16 protein-coding genes are annotated in these 24,727 nt (G+C 36.6%); 2 read left to right on the forward strand and 14 right to left on the reverse strand.

Features of this window, described 5'->3' with window-relative positions:
* Nucleotides 1-79 precede the first annotated feature (79 nt).
* The 9 genes from H4J50_RS13095 to H4J50_RS13135 all read right to left on the reverse strand — a co-directional run bounded on the left by H4J50_RS13095 (nt 80) and on the right by H4J50_RS13135 (nt 11,725).
* Nucleotides 80-850: a hypothetical protein gene (locus tag H4J50_RS13095; RefSeq protein ID WP_182256949.1), complete on the reverse strand. Its 771-nt coding sequence runs from the start codon at nt 848-850 to the stop codon at nt 80-82.
* A 17-nt stretch (nt 851-867) separates the two neighbouring features.
* Nucleotides 868-2,064, reverse strand: coding sequence for a FecR domain-containing protein (locus tag H4J50_RS13100; RefSeq protein WP_182256950.1), 1,197 nt, complete (start codon nt 2,062-2,064; stop codon nt 868-870).
* Nucleotides 2,065-2,073: 9 nt separating this feature from the next.
* Entirely contained in the window at nt 2,074-3,393 is a 1,320-nt protein-coding gene (locus H4J50_RS13105; RefSeq protein WP_182256951.1) for a lipopolysaccharide assembly protein LapB, read from the reverse strand.
* Between the two features lie 395 nt (nt 3,394-3,788).
* Entirely contained in the window at nt 3,789-4,409 is a 621-nt protein-coding gene (eda, locus tag H4J50_RS13110; protein ID WP_108456861.1) for a bifunctional 4-hydroxy-2-oxoglutarate aldolase/2-dehydro-3-deoxy-phosphogluconate aldolase, read from the reverse strand.
* 73 nt (nt 4,410-4,482) lie between these two features.
* Complete coding sequence (locus H4J50_RS13115; RefSeq protein ID WP_108456862.1) at nt 4,483-5,418, reverse strand: sugar kinase; 936 nt, start codon at nt 5,416-5,418, stop codon at nt 4,483-4,485.
* Nucleotides 5,419-5,496: 78 nt separating this feature from the next.
* Nucleotides 5,497-6,795 (reverse strand): MFS transporter, encoded by a 1,299-nt coding sequence (locus tag H4J50_RS13120; protein WP_108456863.1) that lies wholly within the window; start codon nt 6,793-6,795, stop codon nt 5,497-5,499.
* A complete protein-coding gene (locus H4J50_RS13125; RefSeq protein ID WP_182256952.1) occupies nt 6,792-7,172 on the reverse strand; it encodes a cupin domain-containing protein in 381 nt (126 codons plus the stop codon). The genes H4J50_RS13120 and H4J50_RS13125 overlap by 4 nt, the downstream gene beginning before the upstream one ends.
* A 9-nt stretch (nt 7,173-7,181) precedes the next feature.
* A complete protein-coding gene (locus H4J50_RS13130) occupies nt 7,182-9,371 on the reverse strand; it encodes a heparinase II/III family protein (RefSeq protein ID WP_182256958.1) in 2,190 nt (729 codons plus the stop codon).
* 83 nt (nt 9,372-9,454) lie between these two features.
* Nucleotides 9,455-11,725 (reverse strand): polysaccharide lyase 6 family protein, encoded by a 2,271-nt coding sequence (locus tag H4J50_RS13135; protein WP_182256953.1) that lies wholly within the window; start codon nt 11,723-11,725, stop codon nt 9,455-9,457.
* Between the two features lie 432 nt (nt 11,726-12,157).
* Here H4J50_RS13135 and H4J50_RS13140 point away from each other — a divergent pair, with 432 nt between their 5' ends.
* Nucleotides 12,158-12,898, forward strand: coding sequence for a FadR/GntR family transcriptional regulator (locus H4J50_RS13140; protein WP_182256954.1), 741 nt, complete (start codon nt 12,158-12,160; stop codon nt 12,896-12,898).
* Nucleotides 12,899-13,165: 267 nt separating this feature from the next.
* On the opposite strand, the gene H4J50_RS13145 is transcribed toward H4J50_RS13140, so the two are convergent.
* The 5 genes from H4J50_RS13145 to H4J50_RS13165 form a co-directional block, all read right to left on the reverse strand.
* Nucleotides 13,166-14,050: an NAD(P)-dependent oxidoreductase gene (locus tag H4J50_RS13145; RefSeq protein WP_108456867.1), complete on the reverse strand. Its 885-nt coding sequence runs from the start codon at nt 14,048-14,050 to the stop codon at nt 13,166-13,168.
* A gap of 688 nt (nt 14,051-14,738) precedes the next feature.
* Entirely contained in the window at nt 14,739-15,773 is a 1,035-nt protein-coding gene (gene recA / locus H4J50_RS13150) for a recombinase RecA (protein ID WP_108456868.1), read from the reverse strand.
* A 552-nt stretch (nt 15,774-16,325) separates the two neighbouring features.
* The gene (gene uxuA / locus H4J50_RS13155) at nt 16,326-17,522 is read right to left on the reverse strand and encodes a mannonate dehydratase (RefSeq protein WP_182256955.1); all 1,197 of its coding nucleotides are present in this window, start codon (nt 17,520-17,522) and stop codon (nt 16,326-16,328) included.
* A 704-nt stretch (nt 17,523-18,226) separates the two neighbouring features.
* Complete coding sequence (locus tag H4J50_RS13160) at nt 18,227-19,303, reverse strand: class I mannose-6-phosphate isomerase (protein ID WP_182256956.1); 1,077 nt, start codon at nt 19,301-19,303, stop codon at nt 18,227-18,229.
* Between the two features lie 125 nt (nt 19,304-19,428).
* Nucleotides 19,429-20,670: an Nramp family divalent metal transporter gene (locus tag H4J50_RS13165; protein ID WP_108456871.1), complete on the reverse strand. Its 1,242-nt coding sequence runs from the start codon at nt 20,668-20,670 to the stop codon at nt 19,429-19,431.
* 750 nt (nt 20,671-21,420) lie between these two features.
* On the opposite strand from H4J50_RS13165, the gene H4J50_RS13170 reads away from it, so the two are divergent.
* Complete coding sequence (locus tag H4J50_RS13170; RefSeq protein ID WP_182256957.1) at nt 21,421-24,450, forward strand: TonB-dependent receptor; 3,030 nt, start codon at nt 21,421-21,423, stop codon at nt 24,448-24,450.
* Nucleotides 24,451-24,727: the final 277 nt, after the last annotated feature.

Here is a 24,727-nt window from a genome sequence, read left to right on the forward strand (position 1 = left end):
TATAGAATTTCATTGAGCTTTCTCCTTTTGGTATAGTCGCCTTGAAGTTTAGCTCAGTGCTAGACTTCGGGGAGAAGGCTCAATTAGTATCAAGCAAATGGTAATTCTTGCTTTCATCCACATCCGTAAATTGTGCCGTTGTGCCATTAATGGCGAGTTGTTGGATACCGTTTTCAAGTTCAATCGCATTTTCAGAAGTTATTCCGACTTCAGTAGCTGCATATAAATTATAACGTTCAAGCGCTGAGTTACCTGACCAAGAAACGGTAACAGTTCCATTTTCTCGACTTGCACTAATCGCTGAAATTTGAATCGGTTGCCAGTTAACACTAAGCGCATCGACTACTGCACTATTGCCTAAATTGTCTTCTACGATAAGTTCTATACGTAATGAACCGGCGACTTCATTGGCAAATTGTGGGTTAAAACCTGTGATTGTTGCTTGAAAATCTGGAGTACAATTATTCGAACATAAAACAAAGCTACGAGCAGCATTCGGCAAATATAGCGATACTTTATTCATTACATCAGTATCTGATGCTGTTATCCCAAAAGTTAAATTACCTTCAACATTACTCGTTGAGCTTGCAAGTCTGAGTGTGCCTATAGCATTTGAAAAGCTAGTACTAACCGTGCTGTTACTTTCGCTTTGCGTACCTGCAACTTTTTGGGGTACAGCTAGCGCTATGCCTGACTTTCCTGTTAAATCAAACGTTTGAGTATTAGAGGGTTGTGGTAAACTTATGACAGGGACGGAATCAATAGTTTCTTTTGCAGGTGCTGACTCACCGCCACCACAAGCTGTAAGGCCCAATAAAGTAATAATATATATACATCTATTAATATACATTTTTATAATCCTAATGTTTATGGGCGAATATTAAATGAGCCGTCAGCATTTACTGATGGGTTATTAATTTCTTGTAAGTTAAAACCACCAATAATTTCATCTAAACCGTTGGTAAAAGCAGCAAATATAATACCTTCCGCTTTATTATCACCGTGTGAAGCGAAATTAATGCCTAAATCAAGTTGGTCGATATTTATCAAACCTGAGTAAGCCGCAAACCACTCACCTTGGCTGTCTGTAAAACTTAACGAGCCACCCGGTACAGAAGCATTATCAAAATCTATGGTCATGTTCATAGAAAAATCACTTACTGGTCCTGCGCTCGATATCACCGTACTTTGGGTTACGTTGTTATAATCAATAGTGCCTGTGCGCTCTGCTAACAACTCTGCGACAGATGAACCATTAATTCCTAGCCATTCAGATTCATTATAAACATCGCTGTCAGTAAGGTTTTCATTATCAAGTGTATCGGAATCGACAGGGCTTACGCCTGAGTCTGCAATGGCTGTTTGGGGTGATTCATTTGTATCGTTTTCTTCATCTGTAGCATCAGGTGAAACATCTGAAAATCCTAAAGAAATGGTAGCAGGGGCTTGAGTCATACGTGTAATTTGACCTTGAGCGTTAACAGAGGCAAATGCGAAATCTTCTGAGCTACCAAGTGATAAAATACTTTGATCGTTTAATTCAACATCAATATTGCCGCTGTATACTGCTAAAAAAGTTTCTTCTCCAACCACTTCAACAGCAAAGTGTGTACCACGAATACCAATACTTCCTACCGGCGTTTTAACTTGATAATCACCACCAGACTTTTTAATGAGACCACTGATTGAGCGAAAACCACCGTTAACAACTTCGAGAGTTGCCGAGGCCTCACCTGCTTCTGGGTTATATTTATAATTGGTGATTAAAATTTCTGTATTTTCTTTTAAGGTAATTAAACCACCATCAGACATGCTGAACTGAGCTTTACTTTTATTGCCAGTAATAATTTTATCAGCACTGAATATTTGCGAGCGACGCTTAAGTTTGCGCGTTTCATTACTGTTTAAATCAAACGACTCTACGGTGCCCTTAGCTAAAATGGTTTTACCCGCTACATCACTTGCTAAAGCGGTATGTTGAGAACCCAAGACACAAATAAAAATGGTGCATAATAAACGAGTGCTAAATGCTTTGCTGCTGGTTAGATACTTTAATTTGTTCATCGTTTACCCCTAGAAGCTCATACGAGCAGATAAATTAATCTCAGCGCGTTGATATGAAAAAAGTGCAAGACTACTGTCTTTGTCTTGCATATTAGCACTTAATTGATATGTCCAATTCGAAGAATCATTATATTGAATTGACGAACTAAACAACCACAGGTCATCCTTCTGCTTTTCTAAGAAGAAAGGATGATCATACTGATAAGCTTGGTGTTGATAACTAATATTAGCCGTTGCTAGCCATTGTTGATTAATAGCAAAGTTAACCATGTAATTAATGGTGTTGGTATCTTTACTGTTATGCTGACTTTCGACAAATTCACTCTCTTCTTGAGAGTAGATTAGTGAGATAACATGTCGCCATTTTTGCATTAGATACTGAGTAGATATTTGAATTGAAGCATCATCGGTGTTTAAAAGTTTATTAATGTCATTTTTAGATTGTCCAACAAAAGCCTGTGTTGAAACCATCCATTGTTGATCAATAGTCTTACTTAAACCTAACGTGGCACCATATTGTGTACGGTAATATTCACCATCCAACCAAAGAGGTACTGCCCTAACACCAACATTAGTACTAAAGGCTTCAAAATCTTTATGATATTGCACGTTAGTTCGTAGCGTAAATCGGTTGAATTCTGAGTCATTATTAAAATTATGTAATTTACCGCTACCAAAAAAAGTTAATTTAGATGATTGCGTTAACGCCTTGCTACCTATTAACTGATAACCAAGTCCCAGATAACTATCACTGTTCTCTTTACTATTTTCCGATAGGATGATTTCTTGATCTAAAAACGGTAAATAAATATTATCTTCGCTAGTACCGGCATTTATATTGGAGTCATAGCCCAAACTGACATTAACAGATTGTTGAATGAATAATGATTGCTTATTTAGCGCTGCGTGTGACTGACGGTTTAAGTTCTCGGCTGACGCTTTAAGTTTAGGAGATATGGCATCGATATTAATTAACGATTGAGTAATATCATTGGAAGCATGATAATTTTTCATCAGATGATAAGTACGAGCGAGATAAAGCTGTGCATCTAACCACTGCGGTTTATTAGCAACGACACGTTCAAAAGCATACACCGCACGCTCATTCTCTTTTACTTGAAGCGCGGCAAGACCATAAAGAAAATCAAAGTCGACATCACCTAAGTGTTCATCTTCAAGGTTGGTTGCCAGTTGCCATGCACTGTTAGCATCATTCTCTTGAATTTTTTGTCTTAATTCAGCATAGGCACTGTTGTCTCTAAACGTTTTCGCATCAATAGCGTTACTGGTGAATAACAACAAGAAAGTAACTAATAAAACGTTCTTCACTCGACCATCCTTTTTATAAATATTATTATTACTTCATTCAAACTTATAAACCGTAGAAAAGCAATTAAATAATGCCTAAATTGATGATTATCAACACCATATACACGCTAAAACTTGATGAAGTTTACTGCTTCGACTATTAATAATTATTGTAAGGGCAATAAGCAAGATTGTACTGAATGCTTAGATAGCTAGATTTGGCGAGATATTTGTTATTTAACGTAAATACATTCGGGTATGGGGTAATAAAAATAGGGTTATCAACGCTATAAGTCACTAAGAACACGTTAGTGCCTATTAAAATTTACTCACAAATCTTCAGGTTAAAAACAAAAAAGCCAATGAACACAATAGAGTTCACTGGCTTAGATTAATCTTCAATAATAGAGGCTTTATTAATTATTTAACGCCGCTTTGCATGCGTCAGTAATTTTAGACCATTGTTCATTAGCAACCCATTCTGGATTAGCGATCCAAGTACCACCAACCGCAAAAACATTATTCAACGCTAAAAATTCATGTTGATTGGCTTGGTTAATTCCGCCTGTAGGACAAAACGAAATATCTTTAAAAACTGATCCCATCGCCTTCAAAAAAGGAGCGCCACCAGACAACGAAGCAGGAAATAACTTCACTTCACTATAACCAAACTCTTTAGCTAACAGAATATCAGAAGTATTAGATACACCTGGAAGCACGGGAACGGTACATTTTGCTAAATGTGTTAACAGGCTATTTGTAATGGTAGGCGTAATAATAAAATCACTACCGGCATCAATTGCTTGTTTTAAAATATCAGCATCTATAATAGTACCCGCGCCAACTTTTAGGGCTGGAAGCTCTTGCTTAATAGCTTTAATCACATCAAGTGATGCTTCTGTTCTTAATACAACTTCTACTAAGCCAATACCGGCAGCAGACATAGCCTTCGCTATTTCTAATCCTTGATTAACTGAGTCTGCCTGTATAATAGGGAGCAACTTTTGCTTTCCCATTAAAGTAGAGAATAATGTCATGAGTGTTCCTTTTGAACAATTTTATAAAATAGTTAAACTAAATGAAAATATACTGGCCAATAAGATTTAATAACTAATTCGCCATAAACTCTTGATAAGCGTCTTTATCTACAATTGCACCTTTGTGCTGTATAACAAAACCTGCGGCCTTTGAAGCTGAAGCGATTGACTCAGCAACCGAGTGCCCTTCAATGCGCGCACCAAGATAAACACCATTAAATGAATCACCCGCTGACGTTGTATCAACAACGTTCTTAACCGGGGTAATTGAGAAGTGAGTAACCTCACCATTAACAACCACTAAAATACCCTGCTCACCGTTTTTGATGACCAACTCATTTAAACCAAATTGTTGACAATATTCATTAACTTCTTCAGCTGTTTTCATACCAAACAACTGTTCAAAGTCATCAACACCAGGTAGTGACAAATCAGATTTTTGTAATGCTAATTCGAATTGATCTTGTGCTTCTTCAGGGCTGCTCCATAAACGAGGACGATAGTTAGGATCAAATACTATCTTTACCCCTGCAGCTTTTAGTTTATCAATTAAAGACCAGAAAGAAGCTCGCGCCGACGGCTCAAGTACTGCTAAAGAAATTCCCGAAAAGAAAAACATATCACCGATAGATAATCGACTAATAGCATCATTCGTTATATGTTGCATAACTTGACGAGCAGCGGAATTTTCACGCCAATAAGTGAAGCTACGCTCACCTTCGTCATCAAGTTGAATAGAATATAAACCGGGAATTTTAGTTTCTGATTGGTACACAAAATCGGTACCAATGTTTTCACTTTCAAAATATTGGATCATATCAAGGCTGAATTGATCTTTACCTACAGCGGTAACCAAATGTACTTTCAAATCAGCAAAAGTACGTTTTAGATAAACTGCAGTGTTAAAAACATCTCCAGCAAACGATTGCTTCATTGTGTTAGCTGGCTGCTCTTTAGAAGCGGCCATCAATTCAATCATACATTCACCGAATAAAAAAATGTTTTTCATTTACAAAACCTTAATAACTTTACTTAAAAATAATAAAATTCTCGGCATTAGAATCCCGAGAATTTATGCTTATCGCTTCTAGCTTTTAGCTTTCAATGGCTCAACTTTTGGAATTAATATCCAAATAGCAGCTATTGCAATTACAGCTAAAGACGCACCAATAACAAATGCCGGAGTATAATTACCGTCAGCAGTCAAAATAGGCACGAGTGCCGTTAATCCTAGCGCGCCAAATTTCGCTGCCATACCAGAAAAACCAGCTAAGGTACCCACAGCTTTTTTACCAAATAAATCACTTGGTAGGGTTTGAACATTACCAATAGCGGTTTGGAAACCGAATAAAATAACGGCCATGATAATTACAGCAGTCGTTGGTCCACCCGGGTTAGCCATAGCTAATAATGCAGGTAACATAATCAAACAACCTAAGGTAATAGTCAGTTTGCGCGTTTTATCGGTGTTCCAACCTGCTTTAATACGGTTTTGAGCAAGTAAGCCGCCAAACCAAGCGCCAAACATAGCACCAACATAAGGAACCCAACCGTAAATACCAATAGACTTAACATCCATCCCATAAACTTCATTTAAATAAATAGGGATCCAAAAGACAAATAACCACCAAATAGGGTCAATCGCAGCAGAGGCAATAATGACCCCCCAGCTTTCTTTACGAGAAAGTAATTCTTTAGTCGAAGGGTTATATTCTTTTTCGTCTAAAGTACAATCAGCATCAGGATTACGTTGACCGGTTAAAATATATTCGCGTTCTTCATCGGTGATCCAAGGGTGAGACTTAGGCGGAGCTTTAACCAATATGATCCAAGGAATTAGCCATAGTAAACCAACTAAACCGATAACAATAAATACCATCTGCCAATTAAAGTATACGGTTAAATATGCAATTAATGGAATCGCGATAATACCGCCAATAGCAGCACCTGAGTTAAAAATACCTTGCGCTAAAGCACGTTCTTTAGTTGGGAACCAGTCAGCATTACTCTTAGCTGCGCCAGGCCAGTTACCAGCCTCTGCAACACCTAAAATAGCGCGGAAGATACTAAAACTAAGTACACCTTGTGCAAAAGCATGAGCCGCTGTAGCCAGTGACCAAACACCGATAGACAACACAAAACCTAAACGTGTGCCTATCCAGTCAAATATCTTACCAAAGATGGCTTGACCAAAAGCATACGACAAGATAAATACGATAGAAATATTCGCATATATTTGCTTACGCTCTAAAGCTGATTCATCTGGAAAAAGATCTTCAACAATATCAGGCCAAAGTACGCTCAGAGCGGAACGGTCAATGTAATTAATAACAGTAGCTAACGCAATAAGGGCAATAACCCACCAGCGCAAATTTTTCATTTTCATGCGCTAGCTTCCTTATTATGAATATGGTCAAAAGCACCTTCTTCAACAAAATCTTCACGTGCAGGGCTAAATGTATCGATTAGAATACCACCAGTAGGACAGGTAGCACCATGGTCGGCATGAGGAGGCATAAAGCAACTATCACCTGCTTTTAAAATTGTGGTTACGCCATCAATATTAAAGTGAAACTCACCTTCAACCACATAAGTAACTTGTGAATGTCTGTGTGCATGGTTGTATCCAATAGCACCTTTTTCAAACCAAATTTTAACGGCCATCAACTCATGGTTGTAACCTAACATTTGACGCTTTAATCCGCCGCCTATGTCTTCAATTTTTTCTTCATTACCTAATGTAAAATGTGCACTCTGACTCATGACTAACCCCTATTCTTTAATGTTGAACAATTTAAAACGGCCATCAAATTGATATTTAGAGCCATTAAATGAAAATGTGTTTAGTTGATTATTTTTGATTTTATCTGTTGCATTAAATGCTAATAGATAATGCTTATTGCCACTAAGAATAATCTCCACTAAATCTATATTATTAATTTTTTTATGTGTTAACTGTTGTACTTTACTTACTGCTGATACGGTAAATTCTTTTGACGGGTTATATTCACCATGAGGTTCTAATACGCTGACAAAAGTATGGTTGCTAGCTTTTGTTTTACGATTAATAAAGGCATTTTCATTACGTAAATTAAACAGCGGATCGTTAGCGCCAATTTGAGTAAGTATTATTGAAGCATCGCCATCCATAATTGAAGAGCTTGTGTAGAATCTACCGTTATCATTCAACCATGTTATTTGTGATAAACCAGCATTCGGCTGAGCTTGTGCTTTCAACCATAAATGTTGATAGCCATTATCTTTTCCAAGCACCGGTAAATTGGTTAAGTTAGTCGCTAACTCAAAGTTTGTGCTAATTAAGTGACCTTTGTAGTGAACAGGTAAATCGTACTGATGTTCTTCGTCAGAGTTAACATCAAAAATATCAACCACCAATGACTGTTCAGCATCTTTACTGTTTTGCATAGGTAAATTTATTAATGCCATCGTACGTTTTAGAGAGACACCTTCATAGGTGCTATCAATACGCGCTGAACTGATAATAACGTCATCATTTTTTGCAAAGAACAATAACTCAGGATGGTTAGCATTACCTTTTTTAACATTGGCATTGAAATGAGTTTTCTCATCTACAACTACGGTATTATGTGCAACCGTTTGTTTTGCCCAAGTATTATTTTCTGGTAAATAACGACCGCCAAATTTGGCTTCAACATTTAAGAAACGAGCAGCGCCATAGTCTGAAACTATTTCTGCACCTTTATCGTAAAACTGCCAAGTTAACTTATCAAAATGTCCATGACCTAAACCTTGCGCAGCAGGTTTAAATAATACCGCTTGCTCGCCACCAACATTTTGACGCATAACAACCAATGCACCTTGTTTACCGTCATTACCGTCACCGAAAGCCACTGACTTAAATTTATAAGGTGTGTCTAGATTTTTATCTAGCGCGTTCGCTACTTTTAATCCGTCACCCGTTAAAATAACTTGGTCTTGTTGACGGGCAATATCAAGTAGCGATGAATCTTGAGTTAATCCATAAGCAATAGTGACACCATTAACTAACTCGATAGTATCAATACCTTTACTTTTTATTGCATCGTTAATAGGGAAGAAAAGCATGTTGTAACTTAACTGTATTGTGGTATCAATCGCCTTCAATACTATGCCATCACGATATTCAAAAATTTTACGTTCCGGCTGGTTCGAATGAATTGCTTTCGCGAAGGTAACGAATGGCATTAGCGCATAACGTTGATAATAAGGACCCTCGTTGTAATAACCTTGTGGTGAGAACAGTTCATCAAGTTGTCTTAAAAAACCACCTGTACCTGATTTATCTAAACCATAAAGCGCTTGTTCAACCCACTCTTGCTCACCAAGAACGTAACCTGTCATACCAACAGCTGCTGTTGTCCAGGTGCCATGGTTATGTACTTTATTAAATGTTTCAGGTGAATCTACTGATAAAAACTTTACTACTGGACGAAATAAACCATTTTCTATCTCTGTTTTTTCAGTGCTAGATAATGAGCTTAAAATTAAGTCGTAGGCTTGGCTGGTATACACTAACCAAACGGCTTCATTTAAACTTTGCCAAAATAGCTTACCAGGGTTTTGTTTACCCATTTTTCTTTGCGGATGCAAAGGCAATGTAGGATAAAGCTTGGCATACTCAAGTAACATGTCACGAACATAGCGAGCATATTTTTCATCTTGTGTTAATTGATAAACAACACCAGCGTCATACATTAATTTATAGTTTTTCTTATGACGTTCATGCGTATAACCACCGCCGCCATCTTTTGGTAAAGGTACGGTTATCACTTGTGCTATTTGTTTATCAACAGATGACTTACGTGCAGCAAAAGCTTTGGTAAATTGACCATCTTGTTTAATCGCACCACGCATGTCTTTTACATCAGCAGGTGTAATAACAAGGTTAGGGCTAGTTCTAGCAAAAGTACTAGTACTTGCGATTAAAGTCATGACCATCATAACTACAGCTATCAAGCTACCATTAAAACCATGCAATCTTGAGAAAGAAAGTGGCGTTTGATTAAAAAATTTCATAGCAGCTCTTAATTCGTTTGTTTATTGTTTGATAGCACAGCAGTGTGCGGGCCTTTGGCATGTAACTCTTTTACGCTCGGTGATGCTGTTTTATTTAAAATATTATTTTTAACTGCAGTGATGGGTTCACCCACTGTATGTTCAATGACAATATCAGCTGTGTTGTTAAAGGTATTACTTTCAACATTAGTAACTTGCACACCATGTAAATATAAGCTTGACGATGTTTTGTTACGTTTGCCGTTACTACTATTTATAATCGTATTATCAAACATAGCTAAATGTGGCCCAAACGTACTTTCATCAGTACCACCACGATATAAGTTAACTAAGGTCCCTTGCACATTATCAAAAATATTATTTTTAAGAATGACATATTCAGCGTTATAAATGCCTAAATCTTCAATCTCTTTATTTAAGCGCAGGAAATCACCGGTAATATTCGTAAAATGATTATTGGTTAATTCAATATAGTCGGCAAACGAACCATTACCAGCATCAAAGAAATGAAAAGAATGATTAATATCAAGTGCACTTACCGAGCTATTACGCATAACAAAACGATAATTCTCAACCATGCCCCATTTTTGAGATCGTACTAATGTGTTACCTGATGCATCAGGACTGCTGTTACCTGTTATAGCTAAACCATCGAGCGTTAAGCTACCGCCATCAGAAATTTGAAATAAAGTAGAGCGTTGAAAAGTTAGAACCGCTTTACCTTTATGCTGCGCTTTAATCGTTAGCGTTTTATTAATATCGATCATTTTTCTGGCTTCATATTCGCCATCAGCCAATATAAGGATATCGCCGTCATTTGCTGCAACTACCGCATCGAATAAAGCATCATCTTCGGCTTTAACTTGGATAGTTTTACCTGATTCAAAAGCCACTAAGCTATCAACTTTTGAATACCAGCTTGGACCTGTTGCTGACTTTAAAGTAGGAGTTAAATTCTTTTTAGCACCTTTATCAGCAAATTTTGAAGATACTGGGTATAGTAAGCCGTTTTCAGCTCTCTTAAGTTCAACATTTTGCTTTTCAATGCCTGATGCAAGCGACTTCAACGCAGACGTATTCGCCACATTACCTTTAAACTTAATACCACTAACATCATCAAATAAAGTAAATGGTTGTTGACCATCTTCATTAATAATTAAATTATTTTTAATCGTTGAATTAATAGGTACCGCACTTCTTTCTGCATCACTACCAGCGGCAAGTTGAATATGTTTTACATTTACTAAAGTATTGTTTTCGATTAATGCGTTTTCAACTTGATGATAACGGTTAATGGATGAGTTAGGCACACCATTCATTACGGTGAAGCCACTACCAAATCGATAACCTGTTAAACCTTCTAGGTAATTGTTACGAATAATTTGGTCTTTGTTGATAACTCGAATACCACCAGTATGATCAACACCATTACCAATAAAAACATTTTCTTCAATTAAGTTGCCATTACCGTGGCGCAAAGTAAGTGTTCCTCTTGATTCAAAGAAAACATTGTTACGAATTTCATTTTTACCTGACTTAACTGAAATAATTTCAACTTCACCGTCACAACGGTCGAAGTAATTATTTTCAACCACAGTGAAAGAGTTTGATAAAGAGTAATGGCTCGTGCCAATACGCAGTGTTTCTCCACCATTAGAGCCTAGGATTGGACGTGGACCAAAATAATTGTGATCTATTTGATGATGATTTTCTTGACTCTCTTTGGTATTAAGACGAACGGCTACAGTGACACCTTTATTTCGTTTACCCGAAAGGTAATTGTGATCTAGACGATTATATTGGCCATAAATAGCAACCCAGTAATCAGACTCACGCTTATCGGGATTAGTGAAGTTATCAATAACCACTTCTGTCACACGTGAATGAAAGGCTAAATTGTCTTTATTACTTCTAAAAGCAACAACAGCGCTACTTGGTGTAAAGCCATCTTTAAATACAAGACCTGAAACAACTAAGTGTTTCCCTGCTAAACGCAAGTTAGATTGCCCCGTCAAGAAAACCTTACCTTTAGTTTCAGCTTTTAACGTAATAGGCTGTTCTTTTGTGCCCTTACCTTCAAACAAAATTTCAAAATTATTATAAGTACCATTGGCTAATACAATGTTGTCACCCGCTTTAACTTTTTTAAGCGCCTTTTTATATGCGGTTTGGCTATCAACCAACCATTCTTTAGCAACCAATGGGCTTGCTGATAATACTAAGCATAATGCTATGGTGAAACAGCACAGTAAGTAGGATGATAATTTTGTTTGTTGCATAAAATGACCTATAAAATTAAAGTGTAAAATTTGACGATTTATCGATAAATGTTAAATCCCGCCAACATATTTTATTAATTAAACTGAGCTTTCCTAAATAAGTGGCTTACCACGTTAAGCATAAATCGGCTGTTAAGCACCATTTTCCATGCAAAAAAATAGGTCACGCAATACTTCTAAATAACAATCGATTTAATTTAACTGATATCACTAGCGATTGTCAACCAAATCACATTACCAGACAAACAACAATTGGTAATAATATAAATAAAGTTTATTGTAAGAGATGGTTACCTAAATTATATTTACCTCTAGACCAAAATGGTATATAACTAAAAAACTACCGCTTTTTAGTTTTGCCATAAGCGAGAGAAAACGATATCATGAATGATATATGTTTTTACTTTAATGAAGTTAGCTAAGGAAAAGAATATGGGCAGCAACCGCAGGCTGTTTTGGGGTATTGTAGACAAAATAGAAGCTTTAATAGATTCTGGAATATACTCCCCTGGAAGTCGCTTACCACCAGAAAGAGAATTAGCAGAAAACTTTAAAGTGAGTAGACCTACTATTCGTGAAGCTATAATTGCGTTAGAAGTTCGTGAAAAAATTGAAGTAAAAACGGGCTCAGGTGTATACGTTTTAAAGCCGGTTAACCAATTAAATGGCTCACACAAGCAAGTAAATGCATTTGAAGTTACTCAAGCAAGAGCATTAATTGAAGGTGAAGTAGCTGCAATTGCTGCGACTACCATTACTGAAGACGAACTTAATCGCTTACACCAAACCTTAGTTGATATGGAAAAAGGCCAATTTATTGCAGCGGCTGATAAAGAGTTCCATCAAATTATTGCTAATGCTACTCGCAATAGCGCAATGATTTTATCAGTGCAAAACCTCTGGAAGTTACGTTCTTCAACACCTGAAATTATTAAAGACTATGACAGTGTTTGTAGTAAAGATAACTCAAAAACTTTAGCTGAACATACAGCAATCTATCAAGCGCTGAAATCAGGTGACTCGACGCAGGCAAGGTTTGCTATGCATGGCCATTTTAATCGTTTAATTAATGCCTTATTTGACGCCGTAGAGTTAAGAGCCCTAGAAGAAATAAAACAAAAAAATAGCGAAAAACGTGGGCTTTATTCGATTCCTACCTCTACCGAAATTTAATCAGTAAGAGCTAACGCTTTACAAAACAAAAGGCCTCTTTATAAGAGGCCTTTTGTTTATCTAACTAACTAACTAACAGTAATTACCGCAGATACTTAACGCTTTTCATCATCACTATCACATCAAAACAACCTCAAGTTATATCAACGTTATCTCGCAATATGCGTATTTTAATTAAAAAAATACCAAAGACCCGATTAAAGATCTTTGGTATTTTTAGAATACTAAAAAGCCTATTAAAGCGCTTTAGTATTTAATTATTTCTAATTACTTAGCTAATTTAGTATTAAAGTAATCAAATATAACTGGCACATCGCTTTGGCCAAGACCAGCATCAACAGCAGCTTGAAGGTTAGCAGAAGTACCTTGAGCGATTAATGACTCGCCACCTAAATCTGAAACCATTTGATTGAAATAACCAAGATCTTTGTTTGCATTCGCAACAGAGAAACCTAATTTTTCTTCACCGTCTACAGCATAAAACTTTGTAAACTGCATAAATGGTGAGTTAGATGGTCCTGCAGACATAATGTCAAATAACTGCTGTCCATCAACACCTGCAGCTTTAGCTACTGCGAAAGCTTGTGACATAGCAGTAACAGTCGTCATACCAATGAAGTTGTTAATTAGCTTAGTTGTATGACCTGCACCTAAAGCGCCTAGGTAAAATACGTTTTCGCCTTGTTGCTCTAAAACTGGTTTAACTTTATTAAAAGTTTCTATATCACCAGCGGCCATAATGTTAAGTAAACCATCTTTAGCATGAGCAGGAGTACGACCCAGTGGGGCATCAATCATGCCAGCACCTTTTTTCGCAAGATCAGCACCAATTTTACGAGTTGAATCTGGAATAGAAGTACCAAAATCAACGAGTGTTTTGCCTTCACTCATACCCGCTAAAATACCATCTTCAGCATATACAACTAACTCAACTACTTTAGAAGTAGTTAGCGCAAGCATAACGATGTCGCTTTTCTCTGCTAATTCTTTACCTGATTTAACTTCAGTAGCATTACCACGAGCTATAACTTTTGCAACAGCATCTTTATTAAGATCCATTACGTTTACTTGAAAACCACGAGTTTGTAGGTTTTCAACCATGTTGCCGCCCATAAGACCAAGGCCGATGAAACCTATAGTAGGTTTTGTCATATCTAACTCCTAAAATATTAGTATTTGTTTATCTAAGTGCGAACATTACTCACCTTATATCTAGGCGGCATGCTAATTTTTTGAGTAAATCAGGCTAAATCAATCAAGCCTTAAGTTAATCTTTGATATTTAAATCAACAGACTAATATTAAATTCAACCCAGTAATAATTTTGGTATAAATACATACGGCATGACTGTAGTTATACAAGCTTATTGTTTAAATACACTAGAAACAATAAGGAACATTTAGATACTAACCAAAACAATAATAAGTGTCAACCAATCAATAGCTATTGGTAATAACCTTATTTTTTACCATTCTTATCAATTGGTTTTATGAGTCATTATGACAGCTAAATTAAAGCTGCTAAATATTATCACTCTCAGGTAAACAAACTTAACAGATCATACTCACATTATTGTTTTCTATAGATTAAATTTACTCGTCTATCCCAAAATTCTATAGCTTACGATGCTCGCTTCACTCACTATAAATCCAATTTCACTCAGTAAATCAACTAATTATTGGTAATATAGATATTAGCGTCCTTATTATATGGTCATATTTTAAATATTTAAATTGCCCTATAAACCAATTAGGATCAAGGTATTGCAAAAAGTTATCCCGAACTTATAACCCAAAAAGCCACTTTACAGTGGCTTTTTAATCGAGTATTACTTAATTTTTTATTTTGCTACAGCTGCAACCTTTTCTTCAGCTTCAGCAGGTTTTGTTTTCGGCAACAGTAACTCACGTAAACGTGTATCAATTTCTTTTGCTACTTTAGGGTTCTCTTTTAGGTATTTAGCTGCGTTTGCTTTACCTTGACCAATTTTATCACCTTTATAACTGTACCAAGCACCCGCTTTCTCAACCATTTCATTTTTAACGCCTAAGTCCACTAGCTCGCCTAAACTGTTAATACCTTCGCCATATAAAATTTGAAATTCAACTTGTTTAAATGGTGGAGCAATTTTGTTTTTAACCACTTTAACACGCGTTTCGTTACCAACAATTTCATCACCATTTTTAACAGCGCCAATGCGGCGTATGTCTAAACGAACTGAGGCATAGAATTTTAATGCATTACCACCTGTTGTGGTTTCTGGGCTACCAAACATAACACCAATTTTCATACGAATTTGGTTGATGAAAATAATCATGGTATTTGACTGTTTCAAGTTACCAGTAAGCTTACGCATAGCTTGTGAAAGCATACGTGCTTGTAGACCCATGTGTGAATCACCCATATCGCCTTCAATTTCGGCTTTTGGTGTTAACGCAGCAACCGAGTCAACTACGATAATGTCAATCGCACCAGATCGCGTTAACATGTCACATATTTCAAGTGCTTGCTCACCGGTATCAGGTTGAGAAACTAATAACTCATTAATATTAACACCAAGCTTTTCAGCATAGATAGGGTCAAGTGCATGCTCAGCATCAACAAAAGCACAAATTTTACCATTACGTTGTGCCTCAGCAATAACTTCGAGTGTTAATGTTGTTTTACCACTTGATTCTGGACCGTAAATTTCTACAACACGTCCAAGCGGCAAACCGCCAGCACCTAGTGCGATATCTAATCCTAATGAACCCGTTGAAATTGTTTCAACGTCCATGCTGCGATTATCACCTAACTTCATAATTGAACCTTTACCAAATTGGCGTTCTATTTGGCTTAAGGCAGCTGATAATGCTTTTTCTTTGTTATCGTTCATTTGTTGCTCCAGAATGATTTAGGTGCTTAATTCGTTTAATTGAGCAAAGTATACTGTATAGTCGTACAGTATCAAGTTTTTTATTGAATTATTTTTTTTATAAACAAAAAACAATCAACCGATACTTTTAATTTATTGATATTAAATGATTTTATAGAGAGATATAACTTTTTATTATTTTGTTTGAAAAAGTTACTACTAAATATAATCCTGAAAAAAATACAGTGATAATACTTTTATGATTGTTGAGCTTAGAATTTTTTACAAAGACGAGTATGTTCAATTATTACTATAAACGCTTTTATATAAATACATTTACGTAATGACTTATAAAGGGACTAAACCCTATAACTATTTAGTTATGTTGCTCATAATTGAAATGCTATAAATTCAATCAGCATTTGTATGTTACACAAGTTGTAGGCAGTGTTTGTTATAAACTAGCTTAGGTTCAAAAATCTCAAACAAAAAAAATCAAAGTAGCGTTAATACTACTTTGATTTTAATGTTCATTTGTTTAATGTGCTATGGCATCTAAAGTGCAAATATTAACTAAGCGATGCTACTAAGCGCTTTAATAACACCTCTAATTTCAGCTAGGCCTTTCAAGCGCCCAATGCATGAGTACCCTGGGTTTCCTGGCTTATTAATGTCATCTAAGATCTGATGACCATGATCAGGTCTAATAAATATCGGGCTATTATTGTTATTTTCAGCACGTGACTTTTCTTCACTTAATAATGCAGAAATTATTCCCACCATATCAACATCACTTGATAAATGTTCGGCTTCATAAAACGAACGTTGTTCAGTTTTATCTCTACTGACACCGCGCAAATGAGCAAAATGAATACGATCGCCATATTGCTTAGCCATAACAGGTAGGTCGTTATCGGGACGGCTACCATAGGTGCCAGCACATAATGTAATGCCATTCGCTGAACTTGGCAGTGCAGAAAATAGAATATCTAAATCTTCAGATGTACAAATAATACGAGGTAAGCCCAACATGTCTCTTGGTGGATCATCAGGGTGTATGGCTAATTTAACACCTAACTGCTCTGCTTTAGGTAACACTTGAGATAGAAAAGCGAATAAATTTTTTCTTAAAATGTCTTTAGTGATGTCTTTATAATTAGCCAACATACTTCGAAAATTATCGATGTTGTAAGCGTCAGTCATTTTGCCTGGCAAACCCGCAATAATATTATTGGTTAATAATGTTTTATCGTCTTCAGACATAGCTAAGAACACGGTTTTAGCTTGTTCTAACTCTTCAATTGAATAATCGGCTTCTGCATTTTCTCGCTTTAATATGTACAAATCAAACGCTGCAAACTTTTGCTGATCAAATCTCAACGCAAAGCCACCGTTAGGTAACTGAAATTTTAAATCAGTTCGAGTCCAGTCGATCACAGGCATAAAGTTATAGCATATAGTTTTAACACCACATTGTGCTAAGTTTTCCATTGATGCTATCCAAGCATCAACATAGCGCTGACTATTATCACGACCTAACTTAATATCTTCATGTACAGGTATACTTTCAACAACAGACCAAACAAGTTCAGATTGTTCATTATTACCTTGTTCAACCAACGCTTTATGGGCCTGAATTTGATCTAACGGCCACACTTCTCCAGTAGGAATAGTATGTAAAGCACTAACAATATCGGTAGCACCCGTTTGCCTTACATCATTAATAGACACGGGATCATTAGGACCAAACCATCGCCAAGCTTCACGCATTATAGTATCTCCACATCATTATTCATGATGATTTTGTATGTATTTAGACGCTCAATTAAGGTCTAAAGTTAATAATTTCGTTTCCTAGTGATATCAGAATTGCAGGTAAAACTTCACTAGCGTTATATGCATAACTCACTACGATTTAAGTAAATGTAAGGTTAAAAGCCGGCTTGTTATTTATGCGATTTATCAAAGTTAATAAACACTTAAATTTACTTTAACCGTTATTTTAATTTCAACTGCTATCGATAAAATTTCACATATCTCTGTTAAAAACCGCGACAGGCCTGACCAATATAAAGGCCAGCAGCCCATTAAATACATAAAAAGTATTAACGTAGGATATTACATAACATATATTGGTAAGTCCAATTTTAATTGCAACGGGTAAAACAAATATAGACATAACTTATAAACATAGAGATAGCCTTCTCAGGCAGAGTAATAAAGTAGGATAACTTCAATTGTAATCAATGTTGTAAAAGGTTCAATCGAATATAGGTGAGTCAGTAAAGGTATTTTCTAAATGCTTTTGATCATTTAACGTTAATAATATTATCGGTTACTATGTAGATATAACAACATTAACATTGATAAGTTTACAGTAAATAATGTTAAGCACCGCCGTTAACCATTAACGAATAGCATGATATACATATTCGCTAATGGTCAGTTAAGCAGGTAATACATGTTGGGTTCGTTTAGCTGTTACCTGGGTAACATTCGAGTACAGACATACCTGAATCGGTTTGATATTCAAATTCAGTAACACCTGCTGGACAGAAGAATCGATCCCAGCGTTTAAGCTCGGTAACCTCACCGTTAATAATGAATGTGCCTGAGCCCTCTGTCACAATGCCATAAAAAAAGCCGTTCTCTTTGCGTTTAAAGCTTTGTGCAACCGATGCTCGCTTAACAACAAAACATGTTGTATCGTCAGCTCCTATAAGCTCTTCAAGGCTATTTTTTTGCTCATCAGAAATAAGAATTTTAGGGGTACAACGAAACTCTGCATCTATTTTTTCAGGCGGAACCGGATCGAAATTAAATACGTCTAAAGCGGTTTCAATATCCCTGCCCATAAACCTTGCTTGTTCTGGGATCACATAGCCACAACGCTCAAATTCAAATCTTACAGCGAGATCCGAAGGCTCCATAATTTCTAGCATAAGTATCCCCTCGCCTAAAGCGTGAGGGCGACCTCCTGGTAATAAAAATACGTCACCAGGTTTGACTGGAATGCGATCAAAACAACTCTCTATAGAAGCAATATCTTGAGTTTCAATCCATGTTTTTAATTGTTCACGACTTGGCGAGCGCTGAAACCCAGCATATATGTATGGATCAGCGATATCTTTTCGCGTTTCAAGGATGACATACGCTTCAGTTTTACCGCGTGGCATACCTAACCGTTCTTGAGCAAACTCTCGTGTTGGGTGTGCTTGAAAATGCAAGCGTGTGGAACTATCAAGATATTTAACAAGTGGAATATCGTCTAGCGTACGCATAGTATCGTCATGACTACCTAAGAAATAGGCTTGATTTTCTTGTAATAAATCACGAAAAGCAACCGCCTGCCCCGCTTCGTTATTTACCATCGCTAAACCTTCTGAGATATGTTCACGTCCCACGTTACGTGCTTCAACGGTAGAACCTATCCAGTCTTCAGGAAAGCTTGTATCTTGTGGCGATGCTTTCCCTTCAATCGTATCAAGTAGTTTACCACCTTGGTAAGTACGCCATACTCGATTAGCATTAAATTTAATTATTTTATTCATTGATCATATTCCATTAAATTTTTTTACATAAATTAATTGTTGATGCACATATTGATGAAGATAAAAATTAGTGCTGAAGATTTATACCTAAGTGGCTAACGCTCAATGGTCAGCCCATTTACACATTAAAGTGCTTGTAACGTAGAAATAATGCCGTTGTAGCTCATATAACTCATGACTATGGCAAAGACAAATATCATTGAAAGTATAATATTGGTGACAGTCGAAAATTTATAGGTTCCCATGAGTGATTTCTTATTACCAATATAAAAGATACAACCGACAGTTGCTGGCAGTAATAATGCACCAAAAGCTTGTGAGCTCACCATAACGGCAATCGGCTTAACGCTAAAAATAGGAACAATTAAACCTAATGAAGAAATGACTAAGGCAATAACACGATAGCTGGTACGTTTAAGATTGGGCTTACGTTGGTGAAAATCATCTAATAACCATGGTAGTAATGCCACATTAGGAAACTGAGAAGATACGCCTGCAGCTATAAGCCCTATAGTAAATATGGCCACAGCAGCTGCACCCGCTAAAGGCTCTAGCAAATAAATCATTTGTGTAACGTTCGTTAAAGTAATGCCTTTTACAAATAAAGAGCCTGCCGCAGCCGCCATGATTGACGTACTTACAATGAACATAAGGAAGGCGGAAAACAATGCGTCTCTATTCTGAGTTTTTAAATCGGCCATCGTCCAGCCAGCCTCTTTCACTAAGATGGTTCTTAATATAAACAAGCCTGAAAAAACAGTTGTACCTACCATTGATGCAATAACTAGAAAGGAACTTTTATTTTCACCAGTTTCAGGAATATTGGGTACCATGCCATTTAATATTTCAATCGCAGGTGGCATCAAAATTACAAAATTTATTAAAAAGCATACCGACATTATTGCGACAAAAATCGCCAAAACTTTTTCAAATACCTCAGTCTTACCAATTAGGAAAATAATATAAACAAAGGCAATAAAGAATAATGCGAAATATACCGCTGATATACCACCGTCAACAAAGTTTTTTGACCACTCATAGCAAACATCAGCTAATATTCCCATGACACCAATAACGCTGCCGCAAATTTGCGTTGTAAGAGCGACGATAAAGAATATAGCAACGCCAGGGTGAATGTGCTTCTTAAAAGACTGTAACGCTGTCATGCCTGTGACTAAAGTAAATCTACCGAATAAGTTAATTAAAAAGTAAGTAATCGCACAAGAAATAAAGATAGTCCACAACAGTGACATGCCATAATCTGCACCCGCTTTAGCCATAGCCGTAACGCTGCCAGTACCAACCGTAAAACCAAACAAAAATATGCCAGGCAGTAAGGACTTAAAAAAAGTTTTCATATTATTCATGGTGATTATTTACCTAGAGTTAAAGTGAATAAAACGGACATATTCATTTATTACAAACTATCAGTACAAAAAAGCTGCATTTTTTTACTTTAGTACGTTTTATATTGAGTTATTACTTTTGCTTAATTATATGAATAGTGTCTCCATATAAACTCGTAATGACAGCGAGATACATATCAACAGACCCACCTCAACAAAACATTACGCTTACAATGCCTAAAAACAAAGAGCTGAAGCACGAATCTCTAACTCTTCTTAAATACTTATCATTAAAGACTATTGGTATATGTCCATTTGGTCAACCAATTTATCTTGTTGGTTAAACAAAAAACCATCTTTGGTTTTTTTTTAGACTAATAAAGTATATTAACAAGAATAACTCGTATAACAATGGAATAAAAAGATATTATAAAAAAATATATACTCTATTTACAATAAACCTAATGGTTATATAAAAAGCAATAAATACAAAAACTTAAATAACACAGAAACTACAAGCTAACCAAGCGGTAATAATAAATAGACCAACTGGTAAGTCCAAACAGGGGTTTTGTTAACTTTTTTGTATAACCAAAAGATTGGCCTTTGCTACTTTTATTGTAACTATCTACGGTAATTCTTTTTGAGTACTTGATATTTTTTACTTTCAGGGAGTTTGCAATTCTAGGGGACGACTTTAATTAAACTAAAGATGTGGCTTTTGAGATGTTTGCAAAAATAATTTTCAAAAAAACTACACAGGGGAAATCTATGAGACAACAATTATCCAAAATAACCTTAGCGGTTCTTTCAGCTACTTCGCTGACTTTTGCAGCATCAGTTGCTGCACAAGAAGCAGAAACTGAAGCACAAGCTAAAAAATCAGTTGAAGTAATTCAAGTGACTGGCATGCGCAGCTCACTAACAAGTGCACTTGCAGAAAAACGTGATACGGCTAACCTAGTCGAAATAATCATGGCAACTGATATCGGTAAACTACCTGATCAAAACCTTGCAGAAGTTCTTGAGAACGTAACAGGTGTACAAATTACGAGAACAGCTGGTATTGGTACTGGTGTTCAAATCCGTGGTAGTAATTCAAACCGCGTTGAAATTAACGGCGCATCTACAGTAGGTTCAGGTGCTGGTCGCAGTGGTATGAATTTCGAAGATCTTTCTGCTGCTATTATAGCTGGTGTTGAAATAACTAAATCCCCTGAAGCTAAAACCACTGAAGGCTCAGTGGGTGGTACGGTAAATTTACGTACTATTCGTCCTCTTGAGTTATCTGAAACATTAGGCTCACTTCGTGTACAAGGTGAAGATAGTAGTTTAACTACCGACGGCGTTCAACCACGAGTATCTGGTGCTTATGGTGATAACTGGGAATTAGACTCAGGTAAATTCGGTTTTGTTATTAGTGGTAGCTATGCTAAACAAGAAGCCACTTCATTCCGTCCTCGTGTTGACCGCGACGGTAGCCTTGTTGAAAACAAAAATGCTGATGTTACTCGATACAACAGTGACGGTGACCCGGTTATAGAGAATCAGGTTACAAAAAGACCTGCAGCGCAAGATTTCGATTTTCTTGGTATTCAATTCTTGAATCAGGAATTAGAAAACTTTGAATATGAAACTACAAACCTTGCAACAACGTTTGAGTTTGCACCTAACGACAATATGAAGTTTTTCTTCGACGCTATCATTACTTCACAAGAACGTCGTCAAGAAAGTACTCGCGTTCAAGCATCTGGTGTTAGTAGTGTACTTAACTACACGGTTCCTGACGAATTTGAAACTATAGACTTTGGCTCACTTGATGGTGTAGACCTAGGTAGTATTAGAGCAGCAAGTAGAGGCACAATTCAGCCAATAAACTCGGTTGATGATGATGATCCAAACTTACGTTTTAACAGTGATACGGGTGCACGTGTAACAGATACACAAGTATTTAGATTAGGTGGTGAATGGCAAGGCGATAACTTATTTGTAAGCGCTGAACTTTCATCGGCAAGTTCTGATACTGTAACGCCATCTTTGAATACACAATTAAACTTTATTAACCCTAATCCACTAACACCGCTTGATGGTTCTAGTAATGATAACAGTGTGCCATTTATTTATGACTTAACCGGTGGTTCATTAGCATTTGGTATCGACTTTGCTTCACCATTTGCACCAACCGTTGCTAATTTATTAGATCCTAACAATGTAGTGCTAGACCAAGTAGATGTTAGTCGTAGTACAACAGACAACTCTGAAGATGCTTTCCGTATCGACTCTACTTATTTTATCGATGATAATATTGTAACTTCAGTTGATTTTGGTTACCGCTATAACATCACCAAACATGATTCGGTTAGCATATCTGATCGTATTGGTGGCTTTAGTAAAATGGTTGATAGCCCGAACGGTGCTTTATTTGCTGACCTTCTTGTAGCTGGTCCTAGTCATTTTGGTGATGCTGACGGTCGAGAATTAGCCTTACGTAACTTCTTAATCATAGATCCAGACTTAGCGTTCAACGACCCAGACGGTGTATTAGCTACATTAGAAGCTGCTCTTGTTGCGCATGGCGGTAATCAAGATTTTTCTGACCTTACTCCTTCAGATACCGCAGCATTTAAGATTGAAGAAAAAACGCATGCAATATACGCTCAAGCAAACTTTGAGTATGAAATGATACGCGGTAATATCGGTTTACGTCATATCTCTACAGATATTGAATCTAGAGCTAATAGTGTTGTTAATGGTACTGTAATCCCTACGTCAAACACTGGTGATTATAGCTACACTCTACCTCGTTTGAACTTAGTTGCAGACGTGCATGATGATGTTGTGCTTCGTTTAGGTTGGGGTAAAGACATTCTTCGTCCTAATTTCGGCGATTTAAATACCTCAGTGTCATTTGGCACTAACGAAAACTCTTCAGTAGAAATCGGTAATGCGGCATTAGAACCTGAAGAAGTAACTTCATTTGACCTGTCAGCTGAATGGTATTTTGCTGAAGCTGCTGTAGTAAGTATCGGTTACTTTAATAAAGAGCGTTCTAACTTATTTGTTAATAAATTAGAAAGTGCAATTATTCAAGCAAATGGCTTCAGAGAGCCAGGTCCTACATGTGCTGGTGGTGGTATTTATAACCCTGCTGTTCAGCCTAATGCGATAGGCGATCCTAATACTACTGGTTTGTGTGTTGATGTTGAAACTAAGCTAAATGATTCAGCCACAACTACGCAAAAAGGTATTGAGATGGCTGTTCAGTATGACCTTTCAAGCTTCGAAGATGACTTAGGTTGGGCGTCAGGTTTTGGTGTTGTTGCTAACTACACGATTCAAGAATATAGCGGTGGTTCAGCTTTCTACACTTCTGCAACACGTGGAACAGATATCTTTAATGCCATTAACGGTGTTTATGATAGTGCACAATTTGTTGATGTTACATCTGACCGTGGTCTATTAGACTTTTCAGAAAATGCATACAACGTTGCAGTTTACTACGAGAAGTTTGGTCTTTCTGCTAGATTACGTTACACATGGCGTGATGCGTTCCGCACAGAAGATACTGCTGCTGGCGCAAGCTTGAACTCTACTTTAGGTTTCCCTGTTGTTACACACGACAGAGGTCAACTTAACGCGAGTGTAAGTTATGACGTGAATGAAAACTTAAACCTTGGCCTTGAAGCTGTTAACTTAACAGAGTCAGACATTACACAATCTTGTGTTAATGAAGGCGCAATGCTTTGTGCTCAAGGTATTACAGACCGTCGTATTACTTTTGGTGCTAGCTACAGATTCTAAACAAGTAACCCAATGGCGCTGCATCATTTGATATAAGCGCCAAGTTTAGATATATAACACCTAACGTTTACAGTTAAAAACGTGAAATTATAAATAGTCATTAACGAGTCTTTGTACTGGTTAATGACTTTTTTTATGCATAAGTTTCGGTTATTAAGTGATACCCCTCTGACTAATTAATGACTTCTTTTTATGAAAAATAAGCAATTAATACAAAGCATAAAATTTGTTAAGTCATTATTCATCTTATAAATTTAAAACACCGTAGCTTTTATTT

The sequence above is a fragment of the Colwellia sp. 6M3 genome, from assembly GCF_014077595.1.
Lineage (GTDB): Bacteria > Pseudomonadota > Gammaproteobacteria > Enterobacterales > Alteromonadaceae > Cognaticolwellia.

What these genes read in the sequence shown, in the direction of transcription:
- H4J50_RS13095 (WP_182256949.1), bottom strand. Translation starts at nt 850, where the DNA reads ATGTATATTAATAGATGTATATATATTATTACTTTATTGGGCCTTACA.
- H4J50_RS13100 (WP_182256950.1), bottom strand. Translation starts at nt 2,064, where the DNA reads ATGAACAAATTAAAGTATCTAACCAGCAGCAAAGCATTTAGCACTCGT.
- eda (WP_108456861.1), bottom strand. Translation starts at nt 4,409, where the DNA reads ATGACATTATTCTCTACTTTAATGGGAAAGCAAAAGTTGCTCCCTATT.
- H4J50_RS13115 (WP_108456862.1), bottom strand. Translation starts at nt 5,418, where the DNA reads ATGAAAAACATTTTTTTATTCGGTGAATGTATGATTGAATTGATGGCC.
- H4J50_RS13120 (WP_108456863.1), bottom strand. Translation starts at nt 6,795, where the DNA reads ATGAAAATGAAAAATTTGCGCTGGTGGGTTATTGCCCTTATTGCGTTA.
- H4J50_RS13125 (WP_182256952.1), bottom strand. Translation starts at nt 7,172, where the DNA reads ATGAGTCAGAGTGCACATTTTACATTAGGTAATGAAGAAAAAATTGAA.
- H4J50_RS13130 (WP_182256958.1), bottom strand. Translation starts at nt 9,371, where the DNA reads ATGATGGTCATGACTTTAATCGCAAGTACTAGTACTTTTGCTAGAACT.
- H4J50_RS13135 (WP_182256953.1), bottom strand. Translation starts at nt 11,725, where the DNA reads ATGCAACAAACAAAATTATCATCCTACTTACTGTGCTGTTTCACCATA.
- H4J50_RS13140 (WP_182256954.1), top strand. Translation starts at nt 12,158, where the DNA reads ATGGGCAGCAACCGCAGGCTGTTTTGGGGTATTGTAGACAAAATAGAA.
- H4J50_RS13145 (WP_108456867.1), bottom strand. Translation starts at nt 14,050, where the DNA reads ATGACAAAACCTACTATAGGTTTCATCGGCCTTGGTCTTATGGGCGGC.
- recA (WP_108456868.1), bottom strand. Translation starts at nt 15,773, where the DNA reads ATGAACGATAACAAAGAAAAAGCATTATCAGCTGCCTTAAGCCAAATA.
- uxuA (WP_182256955.1), bottom strand. Translation starts at nt 17,522, where the DNA reads ATGCGTGAAGCTTGGCGATGGTTTGGTCCTAATGATCCCGTGTCTATT.
- H4J50_RS13160 (WP_182256956.1), bottom strand. Translation starts at nt 19,303, where the DNA reads ATGAATAAAATAATTAAATTTAATGCTAATCGAGTATGGCGTACTTAC.
- H4J50_RS13165 (WP_108456871.1), bottom strand. Translation starts at nt 20,670, where the DNA reads ATGAATAATATGAAAACTTTTTTTAAGTCCTTACTGCCTGGCATATTT.
- H4J50_RS13170 (WP_182256957.1), top strand. Translation starts at nt 21,421, where the DNA reads ATGAGACAACAATTATCCAAAATAACCTTAGCGGTTCTTTCAGCTACT.